The sequence below is a fragment of the Marinobacter aromaticivorans genome, assembly GCF_002806975.1.
Lineage (GTDB): Bacteria > Pseudomonadota > Gammaproteobacteria > Pseudomonadales > Oleiphilaceae > Marinobacter > Marinobacter aromaticivorans.
The window spans coordinates 417,082-429,532 of record NZ_NIHD01000002.1 but is presented as its reverse complement, the minus strand read 5'-3'; the positions used below and the strand labels follow the sequence as shown (position 1 = coordinate 429,532).

The window sequence follows — 12,451 nt, the reverse complement described above, 5'->3', positions numbered from 1 at the left end:
ATTTTGGAAAAACTGTCGCTGGCATTATCCCGTATAAAGGATATTTTTGACTTTATACCCCACAAGGGATGAAGGTTGAATCGTCTACGAAAGGAAATAGTCATGAGAATCACAACGCCTGAAGCTCTGGCTGCTGCTATTAAATATGCCAGGCAGCGCCAAAACATTAGTCAGCAGGCTGCGGGCGTCAGAGTTGGGGTGAAGCAAGCCACAGTTTCCGGCTTCGAGAACCATCCGGACAAGACCCGCATTGAGACTCTGTTCAAACTCCTTTCCGCTCTTGACCTTGAGTTGCGTGTGGTGGAGCGTAACGCACCGGATCATTTATGCGGCTGGAACGAAGAATGGTGATAGGGCATGTCTGAACTGATAATGGCTCCGGGCCATGAACGCCCCACCGCCGCAGACCTTGAAAACCCCCTGTACTACCTGCAAAACATGGAAACGGTCGTGGCCTGGGTGGCGAATTATCACTCGGATCTGCTGCTGGAGCTGGAGCGAGGCTGTTTGCGTGATTTTTTTGAGTTGTCTCGCGCTGCCCGTGCCTTGCTGACCCGCATGGTGATGCGCACGGGTGATCTGTTTCGCACCGACAAGCTGAGTTACCCGGAGCTGGGCTGCCCGGAGGCGGAGGCATTGGATGAGCTGGTTGCCGATGGCTGGCTGGATGCGAATCCCCTGCTAACTCTGGATGACATTTTCCGTCTGTTTACTCTGGCTGAATTGCGCGCGGCTTTTGCGCCGGTTTTGGAGCAGGCTGGTCTTGCCAAAAATCGGCCTAAGGCCCGGATGAAGGAAATCCTGCAGGAATTCTATACTGATGCCCGCACACTGTCGGGCTGGTTTGGTGAGGTGGCGTCGCCGGTGGTTCGGGTGAGCCATATGGCTTTGTTCGATCGCATTCGCCTGATGTTCTTCGGCAACCTACGCCAGAGCTGGTCAGATTTTGTTTTGGTTGAGCTGGGCCATCACCGCTATGAGCAGGTGGAGTTTACCCCCGAAGCACGGGCGTTCTCTCAGCGCAGCGAGGTGGATACCTACCTGGCCATGCACCACTGCCGCGAGAGCCTGGATGCCGGAGTACATGCCGCTGAGGTTTGGGCTGATATTCCCGCAGCCACAAACAACCCCTGGCTTACCAGCCGCCGTGATCGCCTGCTGCTCGAGTTGGGGCGGCAGGCGGAGCGCCAGGGTGATCGGGAGCTGGCGTTGCATGCGCTGGCGGCCAGTGGCCATCGCGAGGCGAGATTAAAACAGCTGCGTCTGTTGGAGCGGATGAAACGCTTTGAGCAAGCCTGGGCCATAGCAACACAGTGGGAAAAGGAAGAGTTGAGCGATGCCGAAGCTCAGGGTTTGGCTCGCATTGTGAAGCGGCTGGCGAAAAAGGTGGGCGAGCCGGTTCCGTCCGCTTCGATGAATCCTGAAATCTGCGAGTTCACACTGACCCTGCCACAAACCGGTGGCTCGGTTGAGATGGTGGTTCGGGATCATCTTTCCACGCCAGAAGCGCCTGCGTTTTATGTGGAAAATACCCTGATCAACAGCCTGTTCGGCTTGCTGTGCTGGCACACCATATTCAAAGCCATTCCCGGTGCATTTTTTCACCCCTTCCACACCGGGCCGGCGGATCTGGTGCGGGAGGATTTTGTCAACCGCCGGCAAGCTGCTTTTGATCAGTGCTTTGCCGCCCTGAAGGATGGCGGCTACCGTCAGATAATTCTGGAAACCTACGCCGCCAAACAGGGCATTACCAACCCCTTTGTGGCCTGGCCGGCATTGAGTGAAGAGTTGCTGAACCTGGCGCTGGACCGTATTCCGGCCGCAGACCTGAAAATCATGTTCGAGAGACTCCTGCTGAATATTCGCGAACATCGCAGCGGTTTCCCGGATCTTGTACGGTTTTCCAAGGAGATCGACGAAGATGCGCCCCGTTATGAAATGATCGAGGTAAAAGGCCCAGGCGACCGACTACAGGATCATCAAATCCGCTGGCTGCACTTTTTTGCCCGCCAGGGCATTGCTGCCAGCGTCTGCTACCTGCGCTGGCAAGACAGCGAGGCAACAACATGAGGGTGGCGGTACGAACCCTGTGCGAATTTGCCGCCCGCGAAGGCGATCTGGATTTTCGCTACACCCCGGCCCCCAGTGCCGAAGAGGGCATTCTTGGCCACCAGGCTATTCAGAGCAAGCGTGGGTACGGTTACAAAAGCGAGTATTCACTTACCGGTGAATGCCTGGGGTTGGAGCTGTATGGCCGGGTCGATGTGTATAACCCGCACTCCGGTTTGCTGGAAGAAATCAAAACCCACCGAGGTGACCTGTCCCGAATCCGGCCCCATCAACGGGCGTTGCACCGGGCCCAGTTAAGAGCCTACGGTGCCCTGCTCTGCAAGCAGGAAAGCCGCAAAACCCTGAAGCTCTCGCTGGTGTATTTCAATATCGGCAACAACCGGGAAACACCGGTTACCGAAACGGCCACTGCCAAGGAGCTCTGGCAAGAACTGGAAGTGTTATGCGACCGCTACCGGTTATGGGCTGAGCAGGAAGCCCTCCACCGGGAGCAGCGCGATCATCGCCTTTCGGGTCTGCACTTTCCGTTCAAGCAGTTTCGCCCTCGCCAGCGCCAACTCGCCGAAACCGTCTACAAAAACGCGGTAAAAGGCGGCACCTTGCTGCTGGAAGCACCGACCGGTTTGGGCAAAACCCTGGGTACGCTTTTTCCTGCGCTTATGGCTATGCCCGCAGCGGACCATGACCGGCTTTACTACCTGACCTGTCGCAACACCGCCCGGCAGCTTGCGGTGGATGCCATGGAGCGTTTGCGGGCGGCACAGGAAGCGCCGCAGATCTGGCCCTTGCGTACGCTGGAACTGGTGGCCAAGTCCGATGCCTGTGAGCACCCGGACAAAGCCTGCCATGGCGACTCCTGCCCACTGGCCAAGGGTTTCTTTGATCGCTTGCCGGATGCCCGCGCCGAAGCCGCTCAGGCGGGCACAACGTTAACGCAGGAGGCGCTGGCCAGGATCGCCGCCGGTCACAATATCTGTCCTTACTTTCTGGCACAGGAAATGGCGCGCTGGTGTGATGTCATCATTGGCGATGTGAACCGGATGTTCGATCAATCTGCCCTGCTCCACGGCCTCACCCGGCAGAACAACTGGAAAGCCGCCGTTCTGGTGGACGAAGCCCACAATCTGGTGGATCGGGGCCGGGGTATGTATTCGGTACAACTGGATCAGCAGCGGCTGCTGAAGGTACGTAAAACCGCCCCCAAAGCCCTGAAACCGTATCTGGATCGCACCGCCCGCGCCTGGCAGGGCGTTATCCGGGATCACTCAGAGAACGGCAGCACCCCGGTGTTTCTTGATGACCTGCCTGCCGCGCTCACGGGCAGCCTGCAAGGGCTGGTTTCCGGGCTTACGGATTATCTGGCAGACAACCCGCCGGACCTGGCATTGCAGGAGGTTCTGTTTGAATCCGTTGCCTTCATGAAGCTGGCAGGCTCGTTTGGCGATCATTCCCTGTGTGAGTTCCGCCGCGAAGGCCGCGGCCGTGCCAGCCTGACTATCCAGAATCTGGTGCCGGCGGATTTCCTGCGCGACCGCTTTCAGGCAGCTGCTTCGGTATTGCTGTTTTCCGCTACCCTCAGCCCCGGCGTGTATTACCGGGACTTGCTGGGGTTGCCGGAAAGCAGCTGTTTTACCTCCCTGCCCAGTCCCTTCAGCGCTGACCAGCTACAGGTGCATTTCACGCCCGGGATCAGCACTCGCCAAGCCCACCGGCAGGCATCCGCCGAGCCCATTGCTGCACTGATTGCCAGGCAGTACCGGGAGCGTCCCGGGCACTATCTGGCGTTCTTCAGCAGTTTCAGATACCTCCATGACGTGAGCGAGGTATTACGCAAACATGCTCCGGACGTGCGCCAGCGTTCACAGCATCCGGGGATGAGCCCGCAGCAGCGCAAGGAGTTTCTGGCAGGGTTCCGGGAAGAATCCGGCAGCGTGGCTTTTGCCGTTCTCGGGGGTGTGTTCAGCGAAGGCATCGATTTGCCGGGTGATCAGTTGATCGGAGCCTTCGTGGCGACGCTCGGCTTGCCGCCCTTCGATGCCTGGCACGAGATTCTGAAACAGCGCCTGCACCGGCGCTTCGGCGCCGGTTACGATTACACCTACCTGATTCCGGGCTTGCAGAAAGTAGCCCAGGCTGCGGGACGGGTGATTCGCACACCGGATGACCGGGGGGTGATCTGGCTGATTGATGATCGCTTTTTGCAGCCGACGGTTCGGGGGTTATTGCCGGGATGGTGGTTCGGTACCGAAGCCGCCGGATAGGGCGGCCCGGTATCCGGGGGACTGAAGGTGGGCAGAAGTGGTGGCTGAATCAGCCGAAATGGTAAAACGCCAGTTTGTTGCCATCCATATCTTTTACGTAAGCACCGTAGAACTTGTCCGGGATACGCTGTCCCGGTTCGCCGTCGCAGCGCGCCCCCAGGTCGATGGCTTTCTGGTAATAGGTATCAACCGCCTCTTTCGAGCCGGGCCAGAATGCCAGCATATTGCCGTTACCCGGATGGTTTGGGGCACCGTCAAATGGCGTGCAAACTGCCAGCATCGGCCCCTTCATGCTTTCACCAATGAACGCAATGCGCCCCATATCCAGCAGAAGCTTTGCGCCCATGCCACCCAGGAGCTCCGTGTAGAAGGTCTTGGCTTTTTCCATATCACTGACACCGATGGTGACGTATCCGATCATGCTTTATTCTCCGGTCTTGCGCTTGAACCTGCGCGGTTGAGGTTAGTCATTAAACCTGCTTTGCCACTGAAAGTCTTTTGCCCAGTTCAGCGCTTCTCTCAGTGGCAGGGGTTTGCTGTAAAAGAATCCCTGGCCAAGATCACAGCCAAGTTCTATCAATTTCTGCTCAACGCTGGCATTTTCTATGCCTTCCGCTACCAGCCGTCGCTTGAAACTTTTCGACAGGCTGACGATAGCACTGACAATCATGCTGTCGTCAGCATCCTCCAGCATATCCATTACGAACGACCGATCAATTTTGATCTCCTGGGCCGGTAGCCTGCGGAAATAATCCAGAGACGAATAGCCGGTTCCGAAATCATCCAGGGCCACGTCGACCCCGAGTTCGCGGCAGGCCTTGAGGTTCTGCAGAACGGTTTCCGAATCATCCATGGCCGTGGTTTCAAGGATTTCCAGAATAAGGTGAGCACGTAATTCTTCCGGGCACTCCTCCAGGGCACTGGATAAATCGTCCCGGAACTGCGGGCTCAGAAAATGGCACGGGCTCAGATTAATGCTCAGAGTATAGGGCAGATCCTGCCGGGCGAACTCCACCAGCCGTCTGACGGCCTCCCGTATAACAAAATTCCCCAGGGTTCGGGCATACTCGGTGTACTCGATGTGGGCCAGAAAATGCCCGGGGCCAAGCACGCCATCCTTCGGGTGGTTCCAGCGAATCAGCGCCTCAAACCCGTTTACCGACCGGGTTCGGAAACAGATCTTGGGCTGATAGTACAGTTCCATTTGCCGGTTACTCAGTGCGCTGTCAATTTGCTCCAGCACCCTGAGACGTTCTTTGCGGGAAGAATGGGATTGAAGATCGAATAGCTTGAAGCAGTTACTGCCGGTTTCCTTGGCCGCGTACATGGCCTGGTCCGCATGCCGGAGCAGCAGGTCGGAATCGGCATCATCCTCCGGATAAACCGTAACGCCCATACTGCCGGAAACCTGGAGCACATAGTGCCGGAAGTTAATGGGCTGACGAATGGCTTCCAGCAGGCGGGCATACACCCGTTCATCGTCCACATCGCGGAGGATTGCCACAAATTCGTCGCCGCCCAGGCGGGCTACGATATCGTGGCTACGCACGGTGGCCTGAAGTTTGGTGGCCACAGATCGCAGAACCGCATCCCCTACCGCATGGCCGTGCTCATCGTTGATGGCTTTGAAACCGTCCAGATCGATAAAACAAACAGACACCACGCCGTCTCTTTTGTTGGCTTCGTATAGCTCCTGCTCGAACAGTTCGGTCAGCCGCTGGCGGTTGGGCAGGCCGGTCAGTGCGTCGTAATTGGCAGCCAGTTCAATATTCTTTTCGTGGGTTCTCTTTTCTTCGTAGAGCCGCTTGCGTTCAATCAGGTTGCCGAGCGCCTGCGATAGGGGAGCCAGTTCATCGGCGAGCTTCTGATTATAGCCTTCAGCCCGGTTGGCAAGGCCAATCAGCCCCAGCTGCACACCCCCGGAGTATACCGGGATGCCGATGTATGTATTGATGGGCGGATGCCCGGGCGGCAGGCCTCCGCGCCTGGAATCCACATCCAGGTTGTTGGAGATAACGGTTTCGCCGGTCACCAGGGGTAGCCCGAGAACATTGTCCAGGCGGTCGAACTCCATGCCCCGGCGCTCCACATCCTGGTACAGGGCCTGGGTTTCCGGGCTCCAGGCGATGTTGGTGATGGCGCCAACTTTCAGGAAGGGCGCGCCGTTGTCCTTATGCAGGATTTCACCAATTAGCCCGAACTTGCTGTCGGTAAGAGCCAGAAGATCGCTCAGTAACTGCTCAAACGCAGAGCGCTCGTTGTCGCTGGTCAGGAAAATGCTCTGGGCATGATGAATGGCCCGGTTAAGATGGGAAACCGGCACATACTCGCTTTTATCGGAGTCACTGTAGGAACGTTCCAGCTCCTCCTCCACCATGGTGGCCAGGGTGCGTAGTACATCCAGGTCTTTCTCGCTGAATTGTCGAGGGTTATCGTCAATGATGCACAGGGTGCCCACTCTGAATCCACTGGGCTCGCGCACGGGCATGCCGGCGTAGAAGCGGATGTACGGTGCATCCCGAACAAAAGGGTTGTTGCGAAAGCGCGGATCCACTGCTGCATCTTCCACAACAAAAATCTGATCCTGACGTATGGCATGATCGCAGAATGCGACAGAGCGTGGGGTTTCGGAGATATCAAGCCCTTGCCGGGATTTAAACCACTGACGGTCGTGGTCCAGCAGGGTGAAAAGGGCCGTTTTTACCTGGTAATGCTGTCTGGCGATCCGCGTCAGACGCTCGAAACGCTCTTCCGGAGGGGTGTCGAGAAGCCCCAGCCGGGTCAGTGCTGCGAGTCGTCTTTTTTCAGTCTCCGTATCAGTCATTTGCCGCCCTTGATAAAACCAGTGAACGGAATTCTAGCAGATCGCACAAAAGTTGGCCCCGCCGGGTTTTAACCTGGGTGAAGGTGACTTTGTCACTGAACAATGAGGGCCCTGGAACTATTCTGGGTGTATACCAACGATAAACCGATAAGGAGCACCGCATAATGATCAGATCACTCAAGGCACTTATTGCAGCAGCCGTGGTTGCTGTTGCGCCCATCAGCGCTCAGGCAGGAGATCAGAAAATGGTTGAGGAAGTACTGGTGATTCTTTCAAGCGATTCCTTGCAAACTCAGGGTATGGCCATGGTTCTTTCCACCACCATGGCCCAGCAGGGTGCCAAGGTAAACGTACTGCTGTGCGACAAAGCCGGCGACCTGGCACTGAAAAACTACGAGGCACCGGCGCTGAAACCGAAGGACGTAACTCCTGGCCAGATGCTGCGCGGGCTGATGAAGCAGGGCGGGGTGGCTAATGTGTGCGCGCTTTACCTGCCTAACAGTGACTACAGCAAGAGCGATCTGATTGAGGGTGTAGGTGTTGCTACACCACCGGAGATGGCTGGCCAGATGCTGAACCCGGCGATGCGTACTTTTACCTTCTGAGTCGCTTCCACGGTTCGTGAGGATGAAAAAAAGCCGGCCCTGTTCAAGGAGCCGGCTTTTTCATACCTGCCTGAACTGTTTGATTCACCACGCCATCAGGGTTTGCTGGCGGGCTCATCCAGATCCTCATAGCCGGTCACCATGGGTTTGATATGGCTGGTCAGTGTGTGGCCCATTGTCGTCATGTACACATGGGCAATAATGAAAACCAGCATGGCAAAAGCCGCAGCCGTGTGGACCAGTGCTACGGTTTCGAGGCTGAGTGCCCCTGCCAGCGTGGCGGGCCAGTCGTTGTAGAACAGGTACAGCAGGCCGCTTACCCAGATGATGGGTGAGATTGCAAGCTTGAAAAACAGGTAGGCCAGCCGCTGCAACGGGTTGTGTTTGGCCCTGGTGGTTTTGCGATAAGGGTGTTCGGCACCGGTAAAGGTGCCAATCAGGTAGTAATGCATCACTGCGAACAGGCCGTCGCGGGTGGGCACGTACTGGCGCCACTCGCCGGTTGTGATATGCCAGAAAATGGCAAACAGCCAGAGCACGATCAGTGACCAGGCGGCAATGGTGTGCAGCCGCGTGGCGTCACCAAAGCCCAGCAGCGAGTAACTGCCGTGGATTTCAAAGCCGGTAATCAGCAGGCTGAAAATCAGCAAGGCCTGAAACCAGTGCCAGAAGCGTTCAAAGCGTTTGAAAATCAGTACCCGGCTCATGATTGCTTCCTCTTTCTGAATACCACCCGCGCAAGGCCGTGGATCACTACGCCGGCCAGGGTCAGTGCCACCATTAACCAGCCAATGCGATTCAGCCATGGATTGGCGTTGTGTCCGGGCATGTAGATGCCACCGATTCCGGCCAGGCGACTTTCTCCGGCATGGCAGGAGCCGCAGCGCAGGGCCTGGTCCGCTGGCGGTACCATATGGGTAATCGGCCAGTACATCCTGGTTTCCACAAAGTCGAAGTTGCCACTGAACGGCATGCCCGACATTTCGCTGGCATATTCCAGGGCCTTGGGCCAATCGTAGTTGCTCCAGAGTGAGGAATCATCGGCCCCGAAGACGTGAGTCGCCAACAGCGTTTTGTATTCGGTATCGAAAGGCTGCTTACCGCGCATTACCTTGAATGGCCAGATGCGTGAGCCCGGGTCGTTTGGCGCGCCATCAAGCCGGTTGATCTCCAGTGGTGGATTATCAATGTCGAACTTTTCGTCAACCATCGTGTATTCAACGGTGCCATCGAACCAGGCGTAGTAAGGCACCACATTTTCACCGTGGCGGAAGTCGCCTTTTTCGCTCAGATAACTCACATGGCCCGCCTCGTCGTAGGTGGCGATGGGTTCGCTGTTCTCGTCGAGTTTGCCGGCCGTGGACCAGTCCCACCACATCTTGGTTGGCACACCACCCCGGGCGAAAGCGGGTACATGGCAGGTCTGGCAGGCCAGCTTGTCCACGTGATGGTTCAGCTTTTCTTTCTCATGGGGCTCAGCGCCATGGCAGGATTCGCAACTCGCGCGGCTGAGGTCGGTGTGGCCGGGGATATCAATGCCGAGGGTATCTTTGGCGTTTACCTGATAACGGCTGCCGGAAACACTGTGACCCCAGGTTGAGTGGCAGTCGGAACAGCTGAAATTGGCTCCCTCGGGGGACATGTGTACGTCCAGAGCGCGTTCCGGCGAAACCAGGGAAGAGTCGAGATCGCCATGTTTTACACCGTCGCCCCCACCGCCGTAGAAGTGGCAGCTACCGCAGTTGGCGCGGCCGGTGGCACCCACGTTCTGGGCGATGTCGGGAAGATCGGGCGGTTGCACAATCTTGCCGCTGCCCTTGGGCCATTCCCGGGGTACGTAGGTCGGGTCGCCGGCCAGGGTCGGGAACTTCCAGTAATCGCCGGTGGTATCGTGGCACACCAGGCAATCCACGGCGGAATCGGCTTCCGGTGGCGGCTCCCTCATGTCCTTCCAGCCATAACCCACGTGACAGGAAGTGCACCGGGGCTCATTGGTGACGGCCATACCGCAAAAGCTGTTGATTACCTGGTTTTTACCAAGGGTTTGCCCGGTTTCCTCGTGCTTATAGAGCCAGGTCCAGTGGGTGGTTGCCTTGATTTGATCGGCCGCCTCGGTGTGGCATCGCAGGCAGGCGTCAGTCACCTGGCTGGCGGTTTCAAAAGGGCCTTGGAGGGATTTGAACTTGCTGTGATCGGCAGTGGCGGGGCTGCGCTCAATCGCCGCCATGCCTGGGGTACCTGCAAACATCAGCAAGGCCGCCAGAAATCTCGCCGCAAGGTATCTGCCCCGGTGGACCGTGCTCAGGGTGGCCATGACACCCTCCATGTTATTGTCAGATTAAGGAACCACCCGCCCTGCCAGTGTAGCTGTTATCAGGGCTGGTAGATTTTTTCCGGATTGAGCTTCATGGACCAGGGCAGACCATCGTTCTGCCAGCCATTTACAATCCTCATACCGGCTTTTTTGCCTTCCTTTGCACCACTGCCCTGAAAGCCGTGGTCGATATACTTCACGTTGGTGAACCCTCGTTCCAGCAAATAGTCGGCGCTGGGCTTGCCACGGCTGGAACCGGACCGGCACATGGTGACAATCAGGGCATCCTTGCTCAGCCCCTTATCCTTGAGGGCCTCCTCCACCTCCGCGGCAAAGTCCGGGTTGGTTTTCATGGCAAACCGGCCCTTGTCCGCGAGAAAAGTGCTGCGGTCGGCCAGCTTGAACGGTATGTTTTTGTCCACGGCGTCGGTAAAGCCGATAAACATGATTTCGATCGGGTCGCGTACATCTACAAACAGCATCTGGTCGCCCTGCTTCTGAACCAGATCGTAGGTTTCCTGTGGGGTCAGGGACATGGCTTCTTCCGCTGACGCGTGAAAGCTCAGCCCGAGGGTAACGAGAAGTGCAGCCAGTATAAGCCTCATCGCATTTTCTCCTGAAATCGTCATACAGTGGGGTGCTACTTCCACCATACTCCTGAGGGCCTGAAAGTCACAATGCCGGGCATAAGCTTATATTCGTTGGCTTGACCGGGGTCAAATAGTTGCCGGGGAACTGCTACACTTAGCCCTCCTATCAGAAGGAGTGCGTGCATTGTTGAACCGGCCCACGCGGCATTACCCGGCTGTTTTATCCTTCCTGGCCCTGCTGCTCAGCATAAGCGGATGCGCTCTGCCCCCACTGGGCGACCGCACGGAAAGCCTCTCGGTACCCAGCAAAAAAACCGCCGATACCCGGCTGGGGCGTGCGATAGCCCCTCTGGCCCTCGCTCACCCGGGGGAAAGCGGGATTGTGTTGCTAAAAAACGCACACGATGCGTTCGCAGCCCGGGCACTATTGGCTGAAGCTGCGGAGGTTACTCTAGATGTGCAGTACTACATCTGGCAATACGACATCACCGGCACCATGCTGCTGGATGTGCTCTACCGCGCAGCCGAGCGCGGTGTACGGGTGCGCCTGTTGTTGGACGATAATGGCATTTCGGGCCTGGATGGTGCCCTGGCCGCGCTGGATACCCACCCGAATATAGAAGTACGCCTGTTCAATCCCTTTGTTGTGCGCAGCCCCAAGTGGATTGGCTACGTAACCAGCTTTTCGCGTCTGAATCACCGCATGCACAACAAATCGTTCACGGCCGATAACCAGGCCACCATCATTGGCGGACGCAACATTGCGGATGAATATTTCGGAGCCGGTCAGGGCGCGCTGTTCGCAGACCTCGATGTACTGGCCATAGGCCCGGTGGTGAGCGAGCTTTCGGATGATTTTGACCGGTATTGGTCCAGTGCCTCAGCCTACCCCGCAGCGGTCATCCTGCCGCAAGCCGGCGAGCAGGACCTGGCACAGGTTGTGGAAACGGCGAGGGCATGCAACGATCGCTCAGAGGCCAGCCGCTATGTGTGTGCGGTGGCCGATTCAGAGTTCCTGAAAAACCTGCTGGAAGGTAACCTCGGGTTTACCTGGGCACCGGTCTCCATGGTCAGCGATGACCCCCGCAAGGTGCTGGGGAAAAAACCGAAGAACGGCTTGATGAGCCGCCAGCTGGCAGAAGCCATGGGTAGCCCCGAGCACTCGATAATACTGGTGTCGCCCTACTTCATACCCACCAAGGCCGGGGTGGAGCTGTTCCGCAATCTGGAGCGCCAGGGTGTTCACGTGCGAGTGCTCACCAACTCCCTGGAAGCCAACGATGTGGCCATGGTGCACGCCGGCTACGCGAAATATCGCAAGCCGCTGCTGGAAGCGGGTGTGCAGCTGTTTGAGCTGCGCAAGTTACCCGGAGAGGAACCTGTGGAACGCCAGCTACAGGGCAACCTGATAGGCAGTTCATCCTCCAGCCTCCATGCCAAGACCTTTGCCGTAGATGGCAAAAGACTGTTCGTGGGTTCGTTCAATTTTGACCCCCGTTCAGTCCATATCAACACCGAACTGGGCTTCGTGATCGAGAGCCCGGAACTCGCCCAGGCGGTGGAGGACCACTTTGAAGAAAAGGCCCGGGTAACCGCCTATGAAGTGGTGCTGGACGAGGCAGGCCATTTGCAGTGGATTGAGCGCAATGGCGAGGAAGAAATCCGGCACAGCCACGATCCTGGAACCGGGCCAGTTAAGCGTATGCTGGTTTCCCTGTTCTCGTTTTTGCCTATTGAGCATTTGCTGTAGAAGAAGCTTTGTCGTTGTGCCTGTTGGGTTGTTGTCA

The 12,451-nt window shown here is 57.3% G+C and carries 10 protein-coding genes; 5 read left to right on the top strand and 5 right to left on the bottom strand.

The genetic code is table 11. The annotated features are described in order from the left end of the window. The first annotated feature begins 102 nt into the window (after positions 1-102). Genes CDH48_RS04795 through CDH48_RS04785 form a run of 3 tightly spaced genes read left to right on the top strand, consistent with a single transcriptional unit; the run spans position 103 to position 4,331 of the window. On the top strand, positions 103-351 hold the full coding sequence (locus CDH48_RS04795) for a helix-turn-helix domain-containing protein (protein WP_100687576.1): 249 nt from the start codon (positions 103-105) through the stop codon (positions 349-351). A 6-nt stretch (positions 352-357) separates the two neighbouring features. Further along, complete coding sequence (locus CDH48_RS04790) at positions 358-2,070, top strand: VRR-NUC domain-containing protein (RefSeq protein WP_227520942.1); 1,713 nt, start codon at positions 358-360, stop codon at positions 2,068-2,070. After that, complete coding sequence (locus CDH48_RS04785; RefSeq protein WP_100687575.1) at positions 2,067-4,331, top strand: ATP-dependent DNA helicase; 2,265 nt, start codon at positions 2,067-2,069, stop codon at positions 4,329-4,331. The genes CDH48_RS04790 and CDH48_RS04785 overlap by 4 nt, the downstream gene beginning before the upstream one ends. Positions 4,332-4,380: 49 nt before the next feature. Here CDH48_RS04785 and CDH48_RS04780 read toward each other — a convergent pair whose 3' ends face one another. After that, a complete protein-coding gene (locus tag CDH48_RS04780; RefSeq protein ID WP_100687574.1) occupies positions 4,381-4,752 on the bottom strand; it encodes a VOC family protein in 372 nt (123 codons plus the stop codon). 42 nt (positions 4,753-4,794) lie between these two features. Further along, positions 4,795-7,155 carry a sensor domain-containing phosphodiesterase gene (locus tag CDH48_RS04775; protein ID WP_100687573.1) on the bottom strand — a complete coding sequence of 787 codons (2,361 nt, stop codon included), beginning with the start codon at positions 7,153-7,155 and terminating at the stop codon, positions 4,795-4,797. Between the two features lie 164 nt (positions 7,156-7,319). Between CDH48_RS04775 and CDH48_RS04770 the strand changes: the two genes are divergently transcribed. Then, a complete protein-coding gene (locus CDH48_RS04770; protein WP_100687572.1) occupies positions 7,320-7,760 on the top strand; it encodes a hypothetical protein in 441 nt (146 codons plus the stop codon). 95 nt (positions 7,761-7,855) lie between these two features. Here the strand turns inward: CDH48_RS04770 and CDH48_RS04765 are convergent, their stop codons facing one another. Genes CDH48_RS04765 through CDH48_RS04755 form a run of 3 tightly spaced genes read right to left on the bottom strand, consistent with a single transcriptional unit; the run spans position 7,856 to position 10,679 of the window. After that, positions 7,856-8,467: a cytochrome b/b6 domain-containing protein gene (locus CDH48_RS04765; protein ID WP_100687571.1), complete on the bottom strand. Its 612-nt coding sequence runs from the start codon at positions 8,465-8,467 to the stop codon at positions 7,856-7,858. Beyond that, positions 8,464-10,074 carry a tetrathionate reductase family octaheme c-type cytochrome gene (locus CDH48_RS04760; protein WP_198515464.1) on the bottom strand — a complete coding sequence of 537 codons (1,611 nt, stop codon included), beginning with the start codon at positions 10,072-10,074 and terminating at the stop codon, positions 8,464-8,466. The genes CDH48_RS04765 and CDH48_RS04760 overlap by 4 nt, the downstream gene beginning before the upstream one ends. Positions 10,075-10,133: 59 nt before the next feature. Continuing rightward, a complete protein-coding gene (locus CDH48_RS04755) occupies positions 10,134-10,679 on the bottom strand; it encodes a rhodanese-like domain-containing protein (RefSeq protein WP_100687570.1) in 546 nt (181 codons plus the stop codon). 172 nt (positions 10,680-10,851) lie between these two features. On the opposite strand from CDH48_RS04755, the gene CDH48_RS04750 reads away from it, so the two are divergent. Next, a complete protein-coding gene (locus tag CDH48_RS04750) occupies positions 10,852-12,414 on the top strand; it encodes a phospholipase D family protein (RefSeq protein ID WP_100687672.1) in 1,563 nt (520 codons plus the stop codon). Positions 12,415-12,451 lie beyond the last annotated feature (37 nt).

Bases quoted from the DNA above. Each gene is read 5' to 3' on its own strand.
- CDH48_RS04760 (WP_198515464.1), bottom strand. From the start codon at position 10,074: ATGGCCACCCTGAGCACGGTCCACCGGGGCAGATACCTTGCGGCGAGA.
- CDH48_RS04765 (WP_100687571.1), bottom strand. From the start codon at position 8,467: ATGAGCCGGGTACTGATTTTCAAACGCTTTGAACGCTTCTGGCACTGG.
- CDH48_RS04755 (WP_100687570.1), bottom strand. From the start codon at position 10,679: ATGAGGCTTATACTGGCTGCACTTCTCGTTACCCTCGGGCTGAGCTTT.
- CDH48_RS04790 (WP_227520942.1), top strand. From the start codon at position 358: ATGTCTGAACTGATAATGGCTCCGGGCCATGAACGCCCCACCGCCGCA.
- CDH48_RS04785 (WP_100687575.1), top strand. From the start codon at position 2,067: ATGAGGGTGGCGGTACGAACCCTGTGCGAATTTGCCGCCCGCGAAGGC.
- CDH48_RS04780 (WP_100687574.1), bottom strand. From the start codon at position 4,752: ATGATCGGATACGTCACCATCGGTGTCAGTGATATGGAAAAAGCCAAG.
- CDH48_RS04795 (WP_100687576.1), top strand. From the start codon at position 103: ATGAGAATCACAACGCCTGAAGCTCTGGCTGCTGCTATTAAATATGCC.
- CDH48_RS04775 (WP_100687573.1), bottom strand. From the start codon at position 7,155: ATGACTGATACGGAGACTGAAAAAAGACGACTCGCAGCACTGACCCGG.
- CDH48_RS04770 (WP_100687572.1), top strand. From the start codon at position 7,320: ATGATCAGATCACTCAAGGCACTTATTGCAGCAGCCGTGGTTGCTGTT.